Origin of the sequence: Modestobacter sp. NPDC049651, assembly GCF_040659695.1 — a bacterium.
Classification (GTDB): Bacteria; Actinomycetota; Actinomycetes; order Mycobacteriales; family Geodermatophilaceae; genus Modestobacter.
In genome coordinates this window covers 40,056-60,191 of sequence record NZ_JBFAOG010000021.1, presented here as the reverse complement: position 1 = coordinate 60,191, position 20,136 = coordinate 40,056, and the positions used below count along the sequence as shown (strand labels likewise).

Annotated in this window: 19 protein-coding genes; 15 read left to right on the top strand and 4 right to left on the bottom strand. The window is 75.8% G+C overall.

Features of this window, described 5'->3' with window-relative positions; translation table 11 throughout:
* Nucleotides 1-114 precede the first annotated feature (114 nt).
* Nucleotides 115-1,473: a Pup--protein ligase gene (gene pafA, locus AB0J00_RS20430; RefSeq protein ID WP_357748494.1), complete on the top strand. Its 1,359-nt coding sequence runs from the start codon at nucleotides 115-117 to the stop codon at nucleotides 1,471-1,473.
* Between the two features lie 22 nt (nucleotides 1,474-1,495).
* The gene (locus tag AB0J00_RS20425; protein ID WP_357748491.1) at nucleotides 1,496-2,575 is read left to right on the top strand and encodes a hypothetical protein; all 1,080 of its coding nucleotides are present in this window, start codon (nucleotides 1,496-1,498) and stop codon (nucleotides 2,573-2,575) included.
* 80 nt (nucleotides 2,576-2,655) lie between these two features.
* On the opposite strand, the gene AB0J00_RS20420 is transcribed toward AB0J00_RS20425, so the two are convergent.
* The gene (locus tag AB0J00_RS20420; RefSeq protein WP_357748489.1) at nucleotides 2,656-3,753 is read right to left on the bottom strand and encodes a DUF3866 family protein; all 1,098 of its coding nucleotides are present in this window, start codon (nucleotides 3,751-3,753) and stop codon (nucleotides 2,656-2,658) included.
* A 38-nt stretch (nucleotides 3,754-3,791) separates the two neighbouring features.
* Here AB0J00_RS20420 and AB0J00_RS20415 point away from each other — a divergent pair, with 38 nt between their 5' ends.
* The 8 genes from AB0J00_RS20415 (at nucleotide 3,792) to AB0J00_RS20380 (ending at nucleotide 11,786) form a co-directional block, all read left to right on the top strand.
* Entirely contained in the window at nucleotides 3,792-4,784 is a 993-nt protein-coding gene (locus AB0J00_RS20415) for a WYL domain-containing protein (RefSeq protein WP_357748486.1), read from the top strand.
* Nucleotides 4,781-5,746, top strand: a complete 966-nt coding sequence (locus tag AB0J00_RS20410; protein WP_357748484.1) for a YafY family protein — start codon at nucleotides 4,781-4,783, stop codon at nucleotides 5,744-5,746. The genes AB0J00_RS20415 and AB0J00_RS20410 overlap by 4 nt, the downstream gene beginning before the upstream one ends.
* A gap of 21 nt (nucleotides 5,747-5,767) precedes the next feature.
* Nucleotides 5,768-5,971: a hypothetical protein gene (locus AB0J00_RS20405; protein WP_357748481.1), complete on the top strand. Its 204-nt coding sequence runs from the start codon at nucleotides 5,768-5,770 to the stop codon at nucleotides 5,969-5,971.
* Nucleotides 5,972-6,048: 77 nt separating this feature from the next.
* On the top strand, nucleotides 6,049-6,366 hold the full coding sequence (gene tatA, locus AB0J00_RS20400; protein ID WP_357748479.1) for a Sec-independent protein translocase subunit TatA: 318 nt from the start codon (nucleotides 6,049-6,051) through the stop codon (nucleotides 6,364-6,366).
* A gap of 20 nt (nucleotides 6,367-6,386) precedes the next feature.
* Entirely contained in the window at nucleotides 6,387-7,346 is a 960-nt protein-coding gene (tatC, locus tag AB0J00_RS20395; protein WP_357748476.1) for a twin-arginine translocase subunit TatC, read from the top strand.
* A gap of 4 nt (nucleotides 7,347-7,350) precedes the next feature.
* Nucleotides 7,351-8,244 (top strand): diacylglycerol kinase family protein, encoded by an 894-nt coding sequence (locus AB0J00_RS20390; protein ID WP_357748473.1) that lies wholly within the window; start codon nucleotides 7,351-7,353, stop codon nucleotides 8,242-8,244.
* A 44-nt stretch (nucleotides 8,245-8,288) separates the two neighbouring features.
* Nucleotides 8,289-11,153, top strand: coding sequence for a DEAD/DEAH box helicase (locus tag AB0J00_RS20385; RefSeq protein WP_357748472.1), 2,865 nt, complete (start codon nucleotides 8,289-8,291; stop codon nucleotides 11,151-11,153).
* Between the two features lie 57 nt (nucleotides 11,154-11,210).
* Nucleotides 11,211-11,786: a DUF4333 domain-containing protein gene (locus AB0J00_RS20380; protein ID WP_357748469.1), complete on the top strand. Its 576-nt coding sequence runs from the start codon at nucleotides 11,211-11,213 to the stop codon at nucleotides 11,784-11,786.
* A gap of 9 nt (nucleotides 11,787-11,795) precedes the next feature.
* Here AB0J00_RS20380 and AB0J00_RS20375 read toward each other — a convergent pair whose 3' ends face one another.
* Nucleotides 11,796-12,719, bottom strand: coding sequence for a 5'-3' exonuclease (locus AB0J00_RS20375; protein WP_357748496.1), 924 nt, complete (start codon nucleotides 12,717-12,719; stop codon nucleotides 11,796-11,798).
* Between the two features lie 87 nt (nucleotides 12,720-12,806).
* Here AB0J00_RS20375 and AB0J00_RS20370 point away from each other — a divergent pair, with 87 nt between their 5' ends.
* The 3 genes from AB0J00_RS20370 (at nucleotide 12,807) to AB0J00_RS20360 (ending at nucleotide 15,579) form a co-directional block, all read left to right on the top strand.
* Nucleotides 12,807-13,946, top strand: a complete 1,140-nt coding sequence (locus AB0J00_RS20370; RefSeq protein ID WP_357748466.1) for a Xaa-Pro peptidase family protein — start codon at nucleotides 12,807-12,809, stop codon at nucleotides 13,944-13,946.
* Complete coding sequence (locus AB0J00_RS20365) at nucleotides 13,921-14,406, top strand: winged helix-turn-helix transcriptional regulator (RefSeq protein WP_357748464.1); 486 nt, start codon at nucleotides 13,921-13,923, stop codon at nucleotides 14,404-14,406. Before AB0J00_RS20370 ends, AB0J00_RS20365 begins: the two co-directional genes overlap by 26 nt.
* A 72-nt stretch (nucleotides 14,407-14,478) precedes the next feature.
* A complete protein-coding gene (locus AB0J00_RS20360) occupies nucleotides 14,479-15,579 on the top strand; it encodes an Rv2578c family radical SAM protein (RefSeq protein ID WP_357748461.1) in 1,101 nt (366 codons plus the stop codon).
* Nucleotides 15,580-15,625: 46 nt separating this feature from the next.
* On the opposite strand, the gene AB0J00_RS20355 is transcribed toward AB0J00_RS20360, so the two are convergent.
* Nucleotides 15,626-16,471, bottom strand: coding sequence for a hypothetical protein (locus AB0J00_RS20355; RefSeq protein ID WP_357748458.1), 846 nt, complete (start codon nucleotides 16,469-16,471; stop codon nucleotides 15,626-15,628).
* A 153-nt stretch (nucleotides 16,472-16,624) separates the two neighbouring features.
* On the opposite strand from AB0J00_RS20355, the gene AB0J00_RS20350 reads away from it, so the two are divergent.
* Entirely contained in the window at nucleotides 16,625-17,767 is a 1,143-nt protein-coding gene (locus AB0J00_RS20350; RefSeq protein WP_357748456.1) for a glutamate--cysteine ligase, read from the top strand.
* 34 nt (nucleotides 17,768-17,801) lie between these two features.
* Nucleotides 17,802-18,680 carry a lysophospholipid acyltransferase family protein gene (locus AB0J00_RS20345; RefSeq protein WP_357748453.1) on the top strand — a complete coding sequence of 293 codons (879 nt, stop codon included), beginning with the start codon at nucleotides 17,802-17,804 and terminating at the stop codon, nucleotides 18,678-18,680.
* Between the two features lie 12 nt (nucleotides 18,681-18,692).
* Here the strand turns inward: AB0J00_RS20345 and AB0J00_RS20340 are convergent, their stop codons facing one another.
* Nucleotides 18,693-20,126, bottom strand: a complete 1,434-nt coding sequence (locus AB0J00_RS20340) for a lipase maturation factor family protein (protein ID WP_357748450.1) — start codon at nucleotides 20,124-20,126, stop codon at nucleotides 18,693-18,695.
* Nucleotides 20,127-20,136: the final 10 nt, after the last annotated feature.

The following is a 20,136-nucleotide window of genomic DNA, read 5'->3' as shown; positions in this document are numbered from 1 at the left end:
CGCCGGTAGGGCCCCCCCCGCCCCCCCCGACACCCGGGGGGGCCCCGTCCAGTCACCGGCGGGCCGCCCTCGCAACCCTCGCCGAGCGCGCCGCGCGGGCATAGGCTCGGCGAGGTGGAACGACGGATCTTCGGCATCGAGACCGAGTACGGCGTCACGTGCACCTTCCGCGGCCAGCGGCGCCTGTCACCCGACGAGGTCGCGCGGTACCTCTTCCGGCGCGTGGTCTCCTGGGGCCGCAGCTCCAACGTCTTCCTGCGCAACGGCTCCCGGCTGTACCTCGACGTCGGCAGCCACCCCGAGTACGCCACCGCCGAGTGCGACGACCTCACCGAGCTCGTCGTCCACGACAAGGCCGGCGAGCGGATCCTCGAGGGCCTGCTGGTCGACGCCGAGCTGCGGCTGAAGGAGGAGGGCGTCACCGGCGACATCTACCTGTTCAAGAACAACACCGACTCCGCCGGCAACAGCTACGGCTGCCACGAGAACTACCTGGTGGGCCGGCACGGGGAGTTCAGCCGGCTGGCCGACGTGCTCATCCCGTTCCTGGTCAGCCGCCAGGTCGTCGTCGGCGCCGGCAAGGTGCTGCAGACCCCGCGCGGCGCGGTCTTCTGCGTCAGCCAGCGGGCCGAGCACATCTGGGAGGGCGTCTCCAGCGCAACCACCCGCTCCCGGCCGATCATCAACACCCGCGACGAGCCGCACGCCGACGCCGAGCGCTACCGCCGGCTGCACGTCATCGTCGGCGACTCCAACATGAGCGAGACGACGGCGCTGCTCAAGGTCGCGATCACCGACCTGGTGCTCCGGATGATCGAGCAGGGCGTCCCGATCAAGGACATGACCCTGGAGAACCCGATCCGGGCCATCCGGGAGATCAGCCACGACATCACCGGACGCCGCAAGGTGCGGCTGGCCAACGGCCGGGAGATGTCGGCGCTGGAGATCCAGCAGGAGTACCACGACCGGGCCGCCGAGTTCGTCGACCGCGAGGGCTACGGCCCGGTGCACCGGCAGATGCTGGAGCTGTGGGGGCGCACCCTCAAGGCCGTCGACACCGGCGACCTGGGCCTCATCGACCGGGAGATCGACTGGGCGATCAAGTACCAGCTCCTCGAGCGGTACCGGGCCAAGCGCGACCTGCCGCTGTCCAGCCCCCGGGTCGCCCAGATGGACCTCGCCTACCACGACATCCGCCGCGGCCGCGGGCTGTACTACCTGCTGCAGGCCGCCGGCCAGGTCGACCGGGTCACCCACGACCCGCGCATCTTCGAGGCCAAGAACGTGCCGCCGCAGACCACCCGCGCCAAGCTGCGCGGCGAGTTCATCCGGCGGGCCCAGGAGAAGCGCCGCGACTTCACCGTCGACTGGGTGCACCTCAAGCTCAACGACCAGGCGCAGCGCACCGTGCTGTGCAAGGACCCCTTCAAGGCCGTCGACGACCGGGTCGAGAAGCTGATCGCCAGCATGTGACGCCGCAGGGCACACTGCCGCGGTGACCGACCGCGCGGACCTGCTGCTCGCGGGCCCGCGCGGCCGGCGGTTGCTGCTGGGGCTGGTGCTCGACCCGGTCGTCCCCGGCTGGCCCGCGCTCGCCTGGTCGGGCGGACCGGCCGGGCACCCCGTGGGCCGGCTCGACCGGGACGACGCCCGCCGGTCCCTCGCCACGGCCGTGGCGGGCGCCGACCTGGCGGCGCTGGCACGCTGCACCGACCCGGTCGAACTGCTGCCCGCCCTGCTCGGCACGGTCGACGCGGCCCGGTACTGGCAGGAGCCGGACGACGCCGACGCCCTGCTCGCCGTCGACGACGTGGCCGCCGAGCTGCGCCCCGTCGCCGACGCGGTCGCCGCTGCCCCGGCGTCCGCGTGGTGGGCGACGGCGCTCGACCCGGTCGGCCAGTCCACGGTGCGCTGGCCGACCGCCGACCTGACCCCGCCGTCGACGACCGGCGCCCGGACGGCGCTCGTGCAGTGGCGCACCGACACCCTCCTCGACGAGGACCACGCCGTCCGGGAGCGGCCGGCCGACCCGCGCGCGAACTGGGGCGGCCACTGGTGGTCGACCCCGGCGGTCACCGACCGGGTCGCCACCACCCGCACGCTGCCGGCCGGGATCGCCACCGTCCCGGCCCCGCTCGGGCTGCTGCTCGTCGAGGACGAGGCCGGCTGGGAGACCGCCCGCACCTGGCCGGTGGCCGTGCCCAGCACGGCACGGGTCCTGGAGATCACCGGACCGGCCGACTGGACGTCCCTGGTCGAGAGGTTCCCCCTGGAGGTGAGCGCCTCCCGCCGGCACGACTGGTGGCGGGTGACCGGCTGGGCGGGTCGCTGGGCGATCCCCGACTGGGCGACCGTCGCGGAGGAGCACGACGGGGTCCACCTGACCGTCGACGGCTACCTCGCGACAGCGGGTCAGGCCTGGCCCGTCGGCGTCCCGGGCCCGCCGGTCCGCACCGTGCTGGCCGGTTGGGACCCGGACGCCACCTGGTGGCTCACCGACGTGGCTGGGCTCGGCGAGCCGGCGGACTGGACCCGCGCGGACGACGAACCGCCGCGCTGGTCGACGTCCTCCTGATCGCGAGTGCGACTCGCCATCCGCAACAGAACCGTTATCCCCAACTTGGCACCGCGCGCGGTGCCAACGGCACAAAGAACTCACGCAGTGACGAGCTGGGCGGCCCGTCGGCCGGCGGCGGCCGCGGCCAGGAAGTAGGCGTGGTCCTCGGCCAGTCCGCGGCCCATCGTCGACAGCCGCACCGGGACGGCGGCCAGCGCGTCGTCCAGCCCGTCGGCGTGCACGTGCACCACCGGGTTCCGCGCCGGCTGCCCGGCCAGGTCCTCCTCGACCTGCGCGGCGAGCTCGGGGGAGAGGCCCGACGGCACGACCAGCTCGACCCCGGCCAGCGCCACCCGGCCGAACGCGGTCAGCGAGTGGTGCGAGACGCCGCGGTGCCGGGGCCGGGGGTCGGCGTCCGAGATGCGCAGCGCGCCCACGGCCCGCCCGCCCAGCACGTGCGCCGCGTTGCACGCTTCCCCGGCGGCGACGCCGGAGAACCCCCACGGCGTCCCGGTGCCCAGGTTGCCCGGCCCCTGCGCCACGATCGTCACGTCGGCGCGCAGCACGTGCCGGGCCGCGAGCAGCCCGGTGTGCACGGTCACCGCCTCGAGGTCGCCGCCGAACGCCTGCCCGACGGTCACCACCCCGGCCAGCCGGTCGGCCAGCGCGTCGAGGGTCCGGGAGAACGCGGCCGGCAGCGCCCCGCCGTCGGTCATCACGTAGGCGACCCGCAGGCCGGGGTCCGTGGCGTGCACGCCGGCGAGCACGGCGGGCAGCGCGGAGTGCAGGTCGGCGACGACCACCGGCATCCCGCCGACGTCCTCGGCGTCCGCGATCACCGCGTGGTGCGGCGTCTCCTGCTCGTCGACGCCCTGCACCGTCACCTGCAGCCCGGTGTACCGCCCCTTGACCAGGTGCCCCGGCCCGGCCGGGTCGGCCGGCAGCCGGTCGGGTACGGCGACGACCAGCGCGTACCCGCCGGTGCCCAGCCGCTGCGCCCAGGCGGTGGTGTTGAGCAGCACGTCGTCGCCGACCTGCGGCAGCCCGACCACCGAGGGGTGCGCCAGCGCCTGCAGCGTCCCGTCGCCGGGCACCTCGACGGTCATCTCCTGCGCGTCGGTCCACGCCCGGCCCAGGGCGGTGACGCGGCCACGCCGCCAGCGGATCCGGGAACCGGGGGAGGGGGCTGCCGTCACCCCGGCAGGGTAGCCAGCGCTCCCACTAACCTGTGCGCGTGTCGGCGAAGCGAGCAGAGCGGCTGGTCAACCTGGTCATCGCGCTGCTGGGCACCCGCCAGTACGTCTCGGCCGCCCGGATCCGGGAGACGGTGCCCGGCTACGAGCCGCACGACGGCTCGGCCCGCGCCGACGAGGCCTTCAAGCGGATGTTCGAGCGCGACAAGGCCGAGCTCCGGGAGATCGGCGTCCCGCTGGAGACCGGGCGCACGAGCATCTTCGACACCGAGGACGGCTACCGGATCGCCCGCGCCGAGTACGAGCTGCCCGAGATCACGCTCACCGGCGAGGAGGCCGCCGCGGTCGGCCTCGCCCTGCGGCTCTGGCAGTCCGCGCAGCTCGCCGGGGCCGCGCAGAGCGCGCTGGTCAAGCTGCGCGCCGCCGGGGTGGACGTCGACCCGTCGCGCACCCTGCCGATCCAGCCACGCCTGGACGCCGGCGAACCCGCCTTCGAGCCCTGCTACGCCGCGGCCCGCGACCGGCGCGAGCTCACCTTCGACTACCGGCGACCCGACGCCGGCACGCCCAGCACCCGCCGCGTGCAGCCCTGGGGCGTCGTCGCCTGGCACGGCCGCTGGTACCTCGTCGGCCACGACCAGGACCGGCAGGCGCCCCGGGTCTTCCGGCTCTCCCGGGTCGTCGGCTCGCCCACGCCGGTCGGCGAGGCCGGCGCCTTCGAGCCCCCGGCCGACCTGGACCTCGCCGCGGTCGTGGAGCGCTCGGTGAGCCGGGAGGAGTTCCTCGTCGTCGTCCGCGCACGCCCGGGGACGGCGAACGGGCTGCGCCGGACCGCCGAGCCGCTGGGTCCCGCCGACGACGGCCGCGGCGGGTACGACGACCGGCTGCAGGTGCGCACCACCGAGCCGGAGTCGCTGGCCGACCAGCTGGCCGCCTACGGTGCCGACGTGGTGGTCGAGGCGCCGCAGCGGATGCGGGAGGCGGTCGTCGAGCGGCTGACCCGGCTCGCGGCGATGGACGGGGCGAGCGCATGACCAGCCCGACCACCGCGGACCGGATGGTCCGGCTGCTCGCCCTCGTGCCCTACCTGCAGGCCCGCCCGGACGGCGTCCGGCTGGCCGACGCGGCCGCCGACTTCGGGGTGAGCGAGTCCCAGCTGCGCCGCGACCTGGACCTGCTCTGGGTCTGCGGGCTGCCCGGGCACGGCCCCGGCGACCTCATCGACCTGTCCTTCGAGGGCGACCTGGTCCGGGTCACCTTCACCGCCGGCATGGTGCGCCCGCTGCGGCTGACCACCGACGAGGCGGTCGCGCTGATCGTCGCGCTGCGCACCCTGCTGGAGCTGCCCGGTCTCGCCGAGGGGGAGGCGGTCAGCCGCGCGCTGGCCAAGGTCGCGGGTGCCGCCGGGCACGCCGCCGAGCAGCGCACCCCGGTCGCGGTCAGCGTCGGCGCCCGCGAGCAGTCGCTGGCCGTCGTCCGCGCGGGGCTGGAGCGAAAGCGCGCGCTGCACCTGCACTACTACGTGCCCAGCCGCGACGAGCGCACCCAGCGGGTGGTCGACCCGATGCGGCTGCTGCTGGTCGACGGGCACTGGTACCTGGAGGCCTGGTGCCGCAACGTCGAGGGCACCCGGCTGTTCCGGCTGGACCGCATCGACCAGGTCACCGTGCTCGACGAGCCGGCCGCCCCGCCGCCGGAGGCGACCGAGCGCGACCTGGACGACGGGCTCTACCAACCGCCCGCCGACGCCCCGGTGGTGCGGCTGCGGCTGGCCCGCACCGCCCGCTGGGTGGCCGACTACTACCCGGTCGAGGACGTCGCCGAGGTCGACGACCCCCCGGGTGGCCTGGCCGTCGCGGTGCGGACGGCGGACCTCGGCTGGGCCCGCCGGCTGGTCGCCTCGCTGGGCGGGTCGGGGCTGGTCGACGAGCCGGCGGAGCTCGCCGGGCAGGTCGCCGCGGAGGCGCGCGCGGCGCTCGCCCGGTACGCCGACTGAGCGCCCGTTAGGGTCGGTGCCGTGCTGCTGTGGGTGTGGATCGGCGTCGCCGTCCTGGCCGTGCTCGTGCTCGGCGTCCTGGGCTACGGCCTGCTGGGCGCCGTCGGCCGGCTGGGCAAGGAGTTCCGGGCGCTGGACCGGGAGGTCCGGCCGGTGCTCGCGGAGGTGCAGGCCACCGCCGAGCGCGCCGCCGCGGTCCGGGCGAAGGAGCAGCCGACCGCCTGACCGCCCGCGCGGGGACCGGGGACGGTCGGCTCCCCGGCGTAGGCTCGGCACGACCGCCCCACCACTCGGAGGAACCGATGAACCTCGGCCCGGCAGAGATCGGCCTGATCATCCTCGCGATCCTGCTGCTCTTCGGTTACAAGAAGCTGCCCGACGCGTCCCGCTCGCTGGGCCGCTCGCTGCGCATCTTCAAGGGCGAGATGAAGGGCATGAAGGACGACGACGTCCGCACCAGGGACGCCGCGCGGACCACGCCGGTGACCGGTCAGGTCGTCGCCACCCCGTCGGCCGCGGACCTCGAGGCCGAGGCCGCGGCTGCGGAGAAGGCCGCCGCGGACGCGCGTGCCCGGGCCGAGCTGGCGCGCGCCCGCGCCGCGGCCGACAGCGCGCGCTGATCCCCGACCTCCCCCCGTCCGTGAGCGCCCCAGGGCGAGAGCGCACCCGCCGCCGGCGGCGTCCCCCGCGGGACGCCGCCGCGACCATGACCCTGGTCGCGCACCTGCGCGAGCTGCGCAACCGCATCGCGGTGGCGCTGCTGTTCGTCCTGGCCGCGACCGCGGTCTGCTTCTGGTGGTACGACCACGGCCTGGGCACGTTCATCCGCGCCCCCTACTGCGGCATCCCCGCCGACAACCGGGCGCTGGGCACCGGCACCACGAGCGGTGACTGCAAGCTGCTGGTCACCGACGTGTTCGGCGGCGCCCTCATCCGGCTGAAGATCGCCTTCATCGCCGGGATCGTGGTCTCTGCGCCGTTCTGGCTGTACCAGACTTGGGCGTTCATCACCCCGGGCCTCAAGCGCAACGAGAAGCGCTACGGCGCCGGGTTCGTCGCCGCCGCCAGCACGCTGTTCGCCCTCGGCGCGGTGCTGGCCTACGTCTCGCTGCGCGCCGGGCTGACCCTGCTGCTGGGCCTGGCCGGCGACAACGTCGCGGTCGCGCTCACCGCCCAGGACTACCTGGGCTTCGTCATCTCGATCCTGCTCGCGTTCGGGGTCAGCTTCGAGCTGCCGCTGCTGGCGGTGGCGCTGAACCTGGTGGGCATCCTCAGCCACGCGGTGCTGGCCAAGGGCCGGCGGTGGATCTACTTCCTCACCGTCGTGTTCGCCGCGTTCATCACGCCCACCCAGGACCCGTTCACGATGTGCCTGATGGCCATCCCGATGATCGTGCTGTTCGAGCTGGCCATCCAGATCGCCCGGGTCGTCGACAAGCGGCGTGCCCGCCGCGAGGCGCTCAGCGGGTTCGCCGACCTCGACGACGACGAGGCCTCCCCGCTGGACGCCACGCCGTCCCGGCTCCACCCGGACTCCGACCCCGACCCGGCCCACCCGCTCGACGCCGCCGACCTGCCGCGCGGCCGTCCGGCACCCTGACCGGGTGCCGCTCCCGGAGGTGGCGCTGCTGGTCAACGCCGCCGCCGGGCGGGGCCGCGGCGCCCGGATCGCCGACGACGTCGCCGCCGTCCTCACCGCCGGGGGCGTGACCCCGCGGGTGCTGACCGCACCCACGCGGGCGGACGCCGAGCGCCAGGCCCACCAGGCGGTCACCGGAGGCGCGGCCGCGGTCGCCGCCCTCGGTGGGGACGGCGTCGCGCACGCCGCGCTGCAGGCCGTGGCCGGCACCCGCACGCCGCTGGCCCTGCTGCCCGCCGGCAGCGGCAACGACCTGGCCACCGCGCTGGGGGTGCCGGCCGACCCGCTGGCCGCGGCCCGGGCGGCGGCCGCGGACCTGGCGGCGGGGACCGACCGGCGGGTCGACCTCGGCCGCACCGGGGACCGGTGGTGGGGCACCGTGCTGTGCTGCGGCTTCGACGCCGCGGTCACCGCCCGGGCCGAGCGGCTGCGCTGGCCGCGCGGCCCGCGCCGGTACGACGTCGCCGTCCTGGCCGAGCTGGCCCGGCTGCGCCCCCGGCCGGTGACGCTCACCGTCGACGGGACCGTCCGCAGCCGCGAGGTCACCCTGGTGGCGGTCGGCAACACCGGCACCTACGGCGGCGGCATGCGGATCAGCCCCACCGCCACCCCGGACGACGGCCTGCTCGACGTGGTCGTGATCGGACCGGTGACCCGGCTGGACCTGGTGCGCACGAAGCCGCGGCTCACCGACGGCACCCACCTCACCCACCCGGCGGTCGAGGTGCTGCGCGGCCGCCGGGTGTCGCTGCACGGCGCGGGCCTGGTCACCTGGGCCGACGGCGAGCGGGTGCAGCCGCTGCCGGCGACCGCCGTCTGCGTGCCGGGCGCGCTGCGGGTCGTCGGCACCCGCCCCTGAGGCGCCTCCCTGCAGGGGGTCGGGCGGGTACCTACTGTGGGGGCATGTCCAGCCCGGCTGAGCGCTACGCGGCGGCCCGGCGGCGCACCGCCCACCCCACCCTCGCCGACTTCACCGCCGAGCTGGGCTTCTCCCTGGACCCGTTCCAGGTGGAGGCCTGCGAGGCGCTGGAGGAGGGCTCCGGGGTGCTCGTCTGCGCGCCGACCGGCGCCGGCAAGACGGTGGTGGGGGAGTTCGCCGTCCACAAGGCGCTGCAGGAGGGCCGCAAGGCCTTCTACACGACCCCGATCAAGGCGCTGTCGAACCAGAAGTACAACGACCTGGTCGACCGCTACGGCGCCGACCGGGTCGGCCTGCTCACCGGCGACAACGCCGTGAACGGCGACGCCCCGGTGGTCGTGATGACCACCGAGGTGCTGCGCAACATGCTCTACGCGGAGTCCCCGGCGCTGCGCGACCTCGGCTACGTGGTCATGGACGAGGTGCACTACCTGGCCGACCGGTTCCGCGGCGCGGTGTGGGAGGAGGTGATCATCCACCTCCCGCAGCACGTCACCCTGGTCTCGCTGTCGGCGACGGTCAGCAACGCGGAGGAGTTCGCCGACTGGCTGGTCACCGTGCGCGGTGACACGGCGGTCGTCGTCAGCGAGGTGCGGCCCATCCCGCTGTGGCAGCACATGCTGGTCAACGGCCGGGTGATGGACCTGTTCGCGCTGCGGCCCGCGGCGCACGCGGGGGAGTGGGAGGACTCCCCGCGCGGCCGCTCGACCCGCGACCGGGGCGCGGCCGTCGTCGACCCCGAGCTGGTCCGCTACGTGCACGAGCAGGAGCGCCGGTTCGACAGCTGGTCCGGCGGCGGGGGTGGCGCGCGCGGCGGGTTCAGCCACAAGCCGCGGTTCAAGCCGCCGGCGCGGCCCGACGTCATCGCCCGGCTGGACCGCGCGGGCCTGCTGCCGGCGATCACCTTCATCTTCAGCCGGAACGGCTGCGACCAGGCGGTGCACCAGTGCCTGCTGTCGGGGCTGCGGCTGACCGACGAGTGGGAGCGGCAGGAGATCGCGGAGATCATCGACCGCCGCACCGGGTCGCTGCCGGAGGAGGACCTGCACGTCCTGGGCTTCTGGGAGTGGCGCGAGGGGCTGCTGGCCGGGTTCGCCGCCCACCACGCCGGGCTCGTGCCGGCGTTCAAGGAGACCGTCGAGGAGTGCTTCGTCCGCGGCCTGGTCAAGGCCGTGTTCGCCACCGAGACGCTGGCGCTGGGCATCAACATGCCCGCCCGCACGGTGGTCCTGGAGCGGCTGGTCAAGTGGAACGGCGAGGCGCACGTCGACGTGACGCCGGGGGAGTACACCCAGCTCACCGGCCGGGCCGGCCGGCGCGGCATCGACGTCGAGGGGCACGCGGTCGTCGTCTGGGCGCCGAACGTCGACCCGACCCTGGTCGCAGGCCTGGCCAGCACCCGCACCTACCCGCTCCGGTCCTCGTTCCGGCCCAGCTACAACATGGCTGTCAACCTGGTCGGCGCGTTCGGCCGGGCCCGCGCCCGCGAGCTGCTCGCCTCCTCCTTCGCCCAGTTCCAGGCCGACCGGTCGGTGGTGGGGCTGGCCCGCAGCGCCGCCCGGCACGAGGAGACGGCGCTGCAGCTGGAGGCGGAGATGCGCCGGGACACCCACCCGGCGCTCGACGTCGCCGGGTACGCCCGGCTGCGCCGGGAGATCTCCGACCGGGAGAAGTCGCTGTCCCGCGACTCGCAGGCCAAGCGCCGGATCGAGGCGGCCGAGTCGCTGGCCGCGCTGCGGCCCGGTGACGTGATCCGGGTGCCCTCGGGACGGCGCCAGGGGCTGGCCGTCGTGCTCGACCCGGGCGTCACCGACCTGGCCGACCCCCGCCCGCTGGTGCTCACCGAGGACCGCTGGGCCGGCCGGCTCGGGTCCGGCGACTTCCCCTCGCCGGTGAGCGCGCTGGCCCGGGTGAAGGTCCCCAAGAACTTCAACCACCGCAGCCCGCACGCCCGCCGCGACCTCGCCTCCACGCTGCGCAACACCCGGTCCGAGCAGGCCCTGGGCGCCCGGCTGGCGCGCAGCCGCTCGGCGGCCGCCGACGACCCGGTGCTCGCCGACCTGCGGCACGCGATGCGCGCCCACCCGGTGCACGCGCTGCCCGACCGGGAGGAGCGGGTGCGGGCCGCCGACCGCTGGCTGCGGGAGCTGCGCGAGGCGGAGACGCTGCACGCCCGGATGGCCGACCGCACCGGCTCGCTGACCCGCCAGTTCGACCGCACCTGCGACGTGCTGGAGGAGCTGGGCTACCTGCACCCCGAGGCCGCGCCCGACGAGGACGGCCCGACCGTCGAGGTCACCGAGGACGGCATCGCCCCGGAGGCGTCCCCGCTGGTCACCGACGCCGGCCGCCGGCTGGCCCGCATCTGGTCGGAGTCGGACCTGCTGACCGCCGAGTGCGTGCGCGCCGGCGTCTTCCGCGGGCTGACGCCGGCCGAGCTCGCCGCGGTGCTGTCGGCGCTGGTGTTCGAGGCCCGCCGCGAGGGCCCGGGGCAGCCGCCGGTGCCGGCCGGCAAGGTGGCCGGTGCGCTCGCCGAGATGCGCCGGGTGCGCGGCCGGCTGGCCGACGTCGAGGCCGAGCACGGGGTGCCGCTGAGCCGGGACCTGGACCTGGGCTTCGTGTGGGCCGCCTTCCGCTGGGCCGACGGGCAGACCCTGGACCGGGTGCTGTCCGGCGCCGAGCAGGCGGGCGTGGAGCTCTCCGGCGGCGACTTCGTGCGCTGGGCCCGGCAGCTGGTCGACCTGCTCGACCAGCTGGCCAAGGTCGCCGACGAGCCGCTGGCCGGGGTCGCCCGGGCCGCCGTGGGCCGGGTGCGCCGCGGGGTCGTCGCCGTGGCGCTCACCGGCTGACCACCCCAGGATGGGTGCCGCGACCGTGAGCAGGCCGGGCAGCCGGAGGGGACGACGATGAGCCAGCCGCACGACCCGTGGCGCCCCGGGCCCGGCGACCAGCGCCCCGGGCCCGGCGACGGGCACGCCGACCCGGCCGGCCCGCAGCGCCCGGCCGGCCCCTACCCGCCCCCGCCGCAGCCCGGTTGGGGCCAGCCGCACCCGTACGGGCCGCCGCAGCACTGGGCACCGCCCGCCCCGGGACCCCAGCAGGCCTGGGGGCAGCCCTGGGGGCAGGGCCAGCCGTGGGGTGCGCCCGGCGGCTGGCCGCCGCCTCCGCCGCCGGTGCGCCGCCAGCGGTCGTGGCCGTGGCTGCTGTTCGCCCTGCTGCTGGTGGTCGTGGCCGCCGCCGCCACCGTGCCGCTGGCGCTGCGCCCGACCGCGCTCGACCCGGTGTCGGTCCAGCGGGACGTCGCCGCCCAGTACCAGCAGCTGCGCGGCGGGGACGTCGAGCTGCGCTGCGACGACGACATGCCGGTGGAGGTGGACCGCACCTACCGGTGCAGCGGCACGACCGCCGACGACGCGCGGGTCGACATCACCATCCGGGTCACCGGCCGGGACGGCGCCTACACCTGGTCCGACGGCCGCTGAGCCGGCCGCTCAGTCGAGGACGACGGCGTCGTCCGGCCAGCCCAGGGCCGCGCCCAGCCGGCGCAGCGAGGACCCGATGCCGTGCTGGTGGGCCAGCGCGGCCAGCGCGTCGGGGTCCGCGGGGCGGGCCGGCAGGTCGCCGTCCACGGCCGGCAGGTCGATGTCGGTGACCACCCGGACGACGGCCGGCGCGGCGTCGAGGTAGTCGCCGGCGGCGGCCAGCCGCTTGAGCACCGCCGCGGTCAGCGGCGCCCTGGGGACGACGGTGCGCGCGGCGGCCTCGCGGATGGCAGGGAGCGTGCCGAACTCGGTGATCAGCGCGGCCGCGGTCTTCGCGCCCACGCCGGCCACCCCGGGCAGCCCGTCGCTGGGGTCGCCACGCAGCACGGCGAAGTCGGCGTAGGCCGTGCCGGGCACGCCGTACTTGGCGGCGACCGCGGCCTCGTCGACGAACTCCAGGTCGGTGATGCCGCGGGCGGTGTAGAGCACCCGCACGCCGCGGGCGTCGTCGACGAGCTGGAACAGGTCGCGGTCGCCGGTGACGACGTCGACCGGCCCGCGGGCCCGGGTGGCCAGCGTGCCGATGACGTCGTCCGCCTCGTAGCCCGGCGCGCCGACCCGGGCCAGCCCCGCGGCGGCGAGCACCTCGACCAGCACGGGCACCTGCGGGCCCAGCTCGTCGGGGGTCTCCTCCCCGCCGTCCGGGGCGACGCGGTGCGCCTTGTAGGAGGGGAGCGCCTCGACCCGGAAGGCCGGCCGCCAGTCGTCGTCCCAGCAGGCGACGAACCGCTGCGGGCGGTGGGTGGTGACCAGCCGGGCGGTCATGTCCAGGAACCCGCGGACCGCGTTGACCGGGCGCCCGTCGGGGGAGGTGACGCTCGTGGGCACGCCGTAGAACGCCCGGAAGTACAGGCTCGCGGAGTCCAGCAGCATCGTCGTCACGCCCGGGACGGTAGCGGCCCCGGCTCCTCCCGGGACGAGCCCGTCGGCGCCGTCGGGGGCCGCCGTTAGTCTGCGCGCGTGGCTCCTCCCGTCTCCCCGCTGGTGACCGTCGACCGGCTGCACGCCGCGCGCGCCGTCGCCGACGAGCTCGGCATCGACGTCCTGGTCGTCACCCCCGGCTCCGACCTGCGCTACCTGTGCGGGTACGCGGCGCACGCGATGGAGCGGCTGACGGCGCTGGCGGTGCCGCGCCGGGGTGAGCCGCTGCTGGTCGTGCCGCGGCTGGAGGCGCCGATGGTCGACGCCTCACCGGCCGGGTCGCTGGGCCTGCAGCTGCTGGCCTGGGACGAGACCGACGACCCGTTCACCCGACTCGCCGAGGCGGTCACCGCCCGGCTGGGCACGGCGCCCGCGCGGGTCGCCGTCGGCAACCGCACCTGGGCCGAGCACGCCCTCGGCGTCCAGCGCGCGCTGCCCGGCTCGGCGCTGGAGCTCGCGGCGCCGGTCGTGGACCGGCTGCGGATGGTCAAGACGCCCGCGGAGGTCGAGGAGCTGGCGCTGGCCGGCGCGGCCATCGACCGGGTGCACGCGCGGATGGGGGAGTGGCTGCGGGTCGGCCGCACGGAGGCCGCGGTGGGCGCCGACATCGCGGCGGCGATCCTGGCCGAGGGGCACGTGGCGGTCGACTTCACCATCGTCGCCTCGGGCCCCAACGGGGCCAGCCCGCACCACGAGCTGTCCGAGCGGGTGGTGCGGGCCGGTGACGTGGTGGTCGTCGACATCGGCGGGGAGACCGCGACCGGCTACCGGTCCGACTGCACCCGCACCTACGTCGTCGGCGGCTCGGCCGGCGCGCGGACCGCCGAGTGGTACGGGGTGCTGCAGGCCGCCCAGGCCGCGGCGACCGGCGCCGTGCGGCCCGGTGCCACCTGCGAGCAGGTCGACGCGGCGGCCCGCACCGTCATCGCCGACGCCGGGTGGGGGGAGCACTTCATCCACCGCACCGGCCACGGCATCGGTCTGGACACCCACGAGGCGCCGTACATCGTCGCCGGCAACGACCGGCCGCTGGAGCCCGGGATGGCGTTCTCCGTGGAGCCCGGCATCTACCTCGCCGGCGAGGCCGGCGCCCGGATCGAGGACATCGTCGTGTGCACCGACGACGGCGTGCGCGTGCTGAACGAGGGCCCCCGTGAGCTCGTCGAACTCGCCGGCTGACCCGGTCGAGGGGCCGGGCGCCCCGATCGACGTCGACCGCCAGCTGATGGCGGCGCTGGCCCGCGACGGGCGGGCCAGCTACACCGAGCTCGCCGAGCGGGTCGGGCTGTCGGTGTCCGCGGTGCACCAGCGGGTGCGCCGGCTGGAGCAGCGCGGGCTGATCACCGGCTACTCGGCGCACCTGGCCGCGGGCGCGCTCGGGCTGCCGCTGACCGCCTTCGTGGCGATCACCCCGATCGAGGCGGCGCAGCCGGACGACGCCCCGGCCCGGCTGGCGCACCTGTCGGCGATCGAGGAGTGCCACTCGGTCGCCGGGGAGGAGAGCTACCTGCTCAAGGTGCGGGTGCCCTCGCCGAACGCCCTCGAGGCGCTGCTGGCGCAGATCCGCGCGGCGGCGAACGTGTCCACCCGGACGACGGTCGTGCTCACCACCTACTACGAGGACCGCCCGCCCCTCTGATCCGGCCGTGCACGGTCCGCCGCGCCGCGCGGGGCAGTGGACACGGCTTCGAACGTGTGTTCGTATGACGGCATGCGGTGGGACGCCCAGAAGCTCGACCTCGACGAGCCGACGACGCTGCCCGGCCTGCCCACGGTCCGCGGGCTGCTGCGCCGGGTGCAGGTGCCGGAGTTCCCGGACCTGACGTTCCACGAGGTGCGGTCCAAGAGCGCGCTGAACGCGGTGCCGAAGGAGTCGGCGATGCCGTTCGGCCACACGATCAACCCCTACCGGGGCTGCTCCCACGCGTGTGTCTACTGCTTCGCCCGCGGCACGCACGAGTGGCTGGAGCTGGACACCGGCACCGACTTCGACCAGCAGATCGTGGTGAAGACCAACATCGTCGAGGTGCTGCGGCGGGAGCTGTCCCGGCCGAGCTGGAAGCGCGAGCACGTCGCGCTGGGCACGAACACCGACCCGTACCAGCGCGCGGAGGGCCGGTACCGGCTGATGCCCGGGATCATCGACGCGCTGGCCTCCTCGGGCACGCCGTTCTCCGTCCTGACCAAGGGCACGCTGGCCCGCCGCGACGTCCCGCTGCTGGCCGCCGCCGCCCGGGACGTGCCGATCGGCATGGGCGTCTCCCTGGCCATCTGGGACGACGAGCTGCACACCGCCCTGGAGCCCGGGGTGCCCACGCCGCGCGCCCGGCTGGACCTGGTGCGGGCGATCACCGACGCCGGTCTGCCCTGCGGGGTCTTCCTCGCCCCGGTGCTGCCCGGCCTCACCGACCGGGTCGACCACCTCGAGGCGGCCATCGGCGCGATCGCCGCCGCCGGTGCCACCGGCGTGACCGTCCTGCCGCTGCACCTGCGGCCCGGCGCCCGGGAGTGGTTCACCGCCTGGCTCGCCCGGGAGCACCCCGGGCTGGTGCCGCGCTACCGCCAGCTCTACGGCCGCGGCGCCTACGTGCCCGCCGAGTACCGCAGCTGGCTGGCCAAGCGGGTCGCGCCGATCCTCGCCCGGCACGGGCTGGACCGGCAGTCCGGCGGTGACGCGCGCGGGCTCGCCGGTTCGTCGTCGGGTCTGCCCGGCGACGAGTCCGCCGGGTTCCCGGTCGGCAGCCTGCCGCACCCGGCGCCGAACGCGGTGGCCGCGCCCGCCGACGAGCCCGAGCAGCTCGCCCTCTGCTGACGGCCGGCACCCCGGCCGTCAGCAGCGAGCTCGTGCGCGGGGACGGTCAGCCCGCCATCCGGGCGGCACGGCCGACGCTGCGCAGCGCCCGGACCGCCCCGCGGGGCGCGACCGGCGCCGCCCCGGCGGCCAGCGCCAGCCGCCGGTAGGAGTCGTAGGAGAGCGTGCCGTAGTCCTTGGCCAGCTCCTCGACCACCGCCCGCTGCGACGGCGCCGCGGTGGCCTGCAGCTCGAGCGCCGTCCGCACCGCGTGCTTGGTGAACGTCACCTGCAGCGCCTGCGTGGACAGCTGACCGCCCACCGAGCTGTTCACCCCGGGACCGCGGCGCAGCGCGGGCAGCACCCACGGGCTCGCCGCCAGCGCCGGGAACCGCGACCGCGCGGTCTCCCAGGCGTGCCAGGCCAGCAACGCGCCGGGCACCGACCAGTCGCCGTCGTCGGTGCTCAGCAGCAGCCGCTTGCTGGTCGCGTGCACCTGGTCCCGGCGCAGGTTGCGGAACTGGGTCACCGTGCCGGGCCAGCCCAGCGCGAGGGCGCACCAGGCGACCGTGCGCAGGTGCTCCGGCGCGGAGCCGCGCACCTCGGTCAGCGGCCGGAGGTCCAGCAGCACCGGATCGGGCTCCGGCGTCCGGACCAGCGGGACGGCCAGCCCGCCGTAGCGGGCCACCTTGCTGTACAGCGCGACCGTCGCCGGCTTCCAGCCGCGGGCCGCGGCGATCGGTTCGATCCCGCCGGCCAGCAGGTCGTCGGGACCGATGCCGAGTTCGAGGGCCGCCTCGACCAGCCGCCGCCACTGGGGCTCGTAGCCCTGGGGTGGTGGGATGCGCCGCCATGCCCGCGCAGCGGGCGGCACCGGCATGTCGGGCAGGGGGAGCTGCCACGAGCCTGTCATGGACCAATTCTGCCGTTATTCCCAACATTTCTCCACCCCCGAATTGGTGGTCACCTGCCCTTGCCGGCAACCGCGCCCTCCGGGCGCCGGCGCAATGACACGACCATTCCCCCAACCGGTGCGGACGCGGCCGCCCCAGGTGATCATGAGCCGGTGCGCACCGTCGGAGTGGAAGAAGAGCTGCTCGTCGTCGACCCCGGCGGGGTGACGGTCCCGCTCGGGCCGGCGCTGCTCGACGTGGCGGCGCGACGGGGCGAGGGCGAGACGGTCGAGCAGCACGACCGGGCCGAGCGCGGGGAGTTCGAGACGCCCGACGGCGCCCACCTGGTGCCCGAGCTGAAGCAGCAGCAGGTGGAGCTGGGCACCGAGGTCTGCCGGGAGCTGTCCGCCGTCGCCGCCCGGCTGCGGCACTGGCGGGCCGAGGCCGATGCCGCCGCGACCGCCGTCGGTGCGCGCGTCGCCGCGCTGGCCACCTCGCCGGTCGCCGTCGAGCCGCTGCGGACGCCGGGGGAGCGGTACGAGCGGATCGAGGAGTCCTTCGGCGTCACCTCGCAGGAGCAGCTCACCTGCGGGTGCCACGTGCACGTCTCGGTCGACGGGGACGAGGAGGGCGTCGCCGTCCTGGACCGGATCCGGGTCTGGCTGCCGGCACTGACCGCGCTGTCGGCCAACTCGCCGTTCTGGCAGGGCCGCGACACCGGCTACCAGAGCTTCCGCAGCCAGGCCTGGAACCGGTGGCCCTCGGCCGGCGTGAACGGCCCCTACGGCAGTTCGGCCGAGTACCACCGGCTCACCGCGGACCTGCTCGCCACCGGCACCGTGGTCGACGAGGGGATGGTCTACTTCGACGCCCGGCTGTCCGCGACCTGGCCCACGGTGGAGGTGCGGGTGGCCGACGTCTGCCTGCGGGTGGAGGACGCCGTGGTGCTCGCCGGCCTCGTCCGCGGCCTGGTCGAGACCGCGGCCGCGGAGTGGCGCGCCGGGCTGCCGGCGCCGGACACCCGCACCGAGGTCGTGCGGGTCGCCGGCTGGCGGGCCGGGCGGTCGGGGCTCACCGGCGACCTCGTGCACCCGCGGACGGGCCGCCCCGCGCCGGCCGGCACCGTGCTGCGCGACCTGGTCGCCCACGTGCGCCCGGCGCTGGCCGACGCCGGCGACCTCGAGCGGGTCGAGCACGGGGTCGCCGAGCTGCTCCGCCGGGGCACCGGGGCGGCGCACCAGCGGGCGGTCTTCGGCGAGACCGGTGACCTGACCGCCGTCGTCCGCTCCGCGGTGCAGGTCACCCACTCCGGCTGAGCCGACCGGCGGCACCGGCGGCTATCGTCCGCCCATGGACACCGCGCGCTGGAGTGACGTCGTCCGCCGCGATCTCTTCGGCCCCTCCCCGGACCCGCGGGACCGGCGCTACCGGTTCCTCGACCGCGTCGTGCTGGCGTTCTTCCGGGTGATGGGCTTCCGGTTCGACATCCGCGGCTCCGAGCACGTGCCCGCCTCCGGCGGCGCGGTGCTGTGCAGCAACCACGTCAGCTACCTGGACTTCATGTTCCTGGGGCTGGCGGCGCTCCCGCAGTACCGGATGGTGCGGTTCATGGCGAAGGCGTCGGTGTTCCAGAACCGGGTCTCCGGCCCGCTGATGCGCTGGATGCAGCACATCCCGGTGGAGCGCAAGGCCGGGGCCGCGGCGTTCGAGCACGCCGTGCGCGCGCTCAAGGACGGCGAGGTCGTCGGCGTGTTCCCCGAGGCGACGATCAGCAGCTCGTTCACCGTCAAGGACCTCAAGGCCGGTGCCGCCCGGATGGCGATCGACGCCGGCGTGCCGATCGTCCCGGCCGCGGTGTGGGGCGGGCAGCGGGTGGCCACCAAGGGGCGCTCGGTCGAGCTGCGCCGCGGGCTGCCGGTCACCGTGCTCGTCGGCGAGCCGATCGTGCCCCTGCCCGGGGAGAAGGTCGCCCCGCTGCTGCGTCGCACCCGCGCCGCGATGGAGGAGCTGCTGGACCGGGCGCAGCGGGAGTACCCCGACGCCCCGGCCGGCGACGACGACCGCTGGTGGCTGCCCGCGCACCTGGGCGGCACGGCGCCGGCGCCCGAGGAGGTCGCGGCCCGGGACGTCTCCGACGCGGCCGGCCACAAGCCGCACCTCCCCCGCCCGCACCCCGTCGTCCGGGTCCGGCAGGCCGCGCGCGCCCTGGTGAAGCTCGCCCGCCGCTGACCCGGGCGCTGCTCACACCCCAGCGCCGGCGTCGTCCCGGACCACCGGGCCGGCGAGCTCGCGCTCGAGCGTCCGGTGCCAGAAGGCGCCGGTCTCCCGCCGTTCGGCCCGGGTGGTGAACCGGTAGCGGTACACCAGCGCGCGCACCGCCGCGGGCCGCTGCGCCCCGAACGGCGCCGAGCGGAGCAGCCGCAGCGTCGCCGGGTCGGCGTCCAGCAGCTTGCGCAGCAGCGGCCGGAACCACGACCGGCCGTAGGCGGGGGAGAGGGCGAAGAACCACATCAGCCAGTCCAGCCGCAGGTGGTAGGGCGCCCACTGCGGCGGGCGCCGGCGGACGTCGCCCGGCTTGCCCTTGAACTCGTACTCCCGCCAGACCGCGTCCGGGCCGAGGGCGTCGGTGGCCTCGATGACCACCTCCCGGCGCACCTTGGTGACCGAGCCGAACGCGCCGTAGCTGTTGACCAGCCGCAGCGGGTCGAAGCTGGTGTTCATCCGCTGGTGCGGGGAGAGCATGTTGGTGACCGGGCCCCAGCTCAGGCCGGCGACCACGGCGGCGAGCGCGACCACCAGCCACACGTGCCAGGCAGGGGAGTCCAGCTGCGCCGGGCGGTCGACGGGCAGGACGGCGGCCCACCAGCGGCCGTCGAGCACCGAGAGCCCCAGCACCAGGGTGAGCGCGTTCAGCCAGGCGAAGTTGCCGCTGACCAGCAGGTAGCCCTGGGTGACCACCATGACCAGCGCCGCGACCCCGGCGACCGGCTGCGGCCCGAGCAGGCCGAAGACGACGACCAGCTGGGTGGCGTGGTTGGCGACCGTCTCCACCCTGTGCAGCCGCGGGCTGAGCCGGTGGAACCACCAGCTCAGCGGGTTGGGCATCGGCTGGGTCTCGTGGTGGTACTGCAGGCAGGTCAGGTCCCGCCAGCACCGGTCGCCCCGCATCTTGATCAGCCCGGCGCCGAACTCCAGCCGGAACAGCAGCCACCGCAGCAGCCACATCCCCAGCGTCGGCGGGGCGACGTGCGCCGGGCCCAGGAACGCGGTCAGGAAGCCGGCCTCCAGCAGCAGCGACTCCCAGCCGAAGCCGTACCAGATCTGCCCCACGTTGACGATCGACAGGTACAGCGCCCAGAGCACCAGCCACCAGGCGAGCCAGCCGGCCAGCGGCAGCTGGTCGGCGACCCCGACCAGCGCGGCGGCCGACAGCGCGGCGCCCAGCCACGTGCACGCGGTGAAGAACCGGTCGGACCAGTGCAGGAGGAAGATGCTGGGCGCCTTCCGCCGGTCGGCCCACTCCAGGAACCGCGGCACCGGGGTGAGCCCCCGGCTGCCGATCAGCGCCGGCCCCTGCCGCCAGGCGGCGACGAACGCCAGCAGGTAGACCAGCGCCATGCCCCGGGTGAACACCAGCCGGGGCAGCCAGGCACCGGGATCGGCGAACCAGTCCACCGTCTCCTCT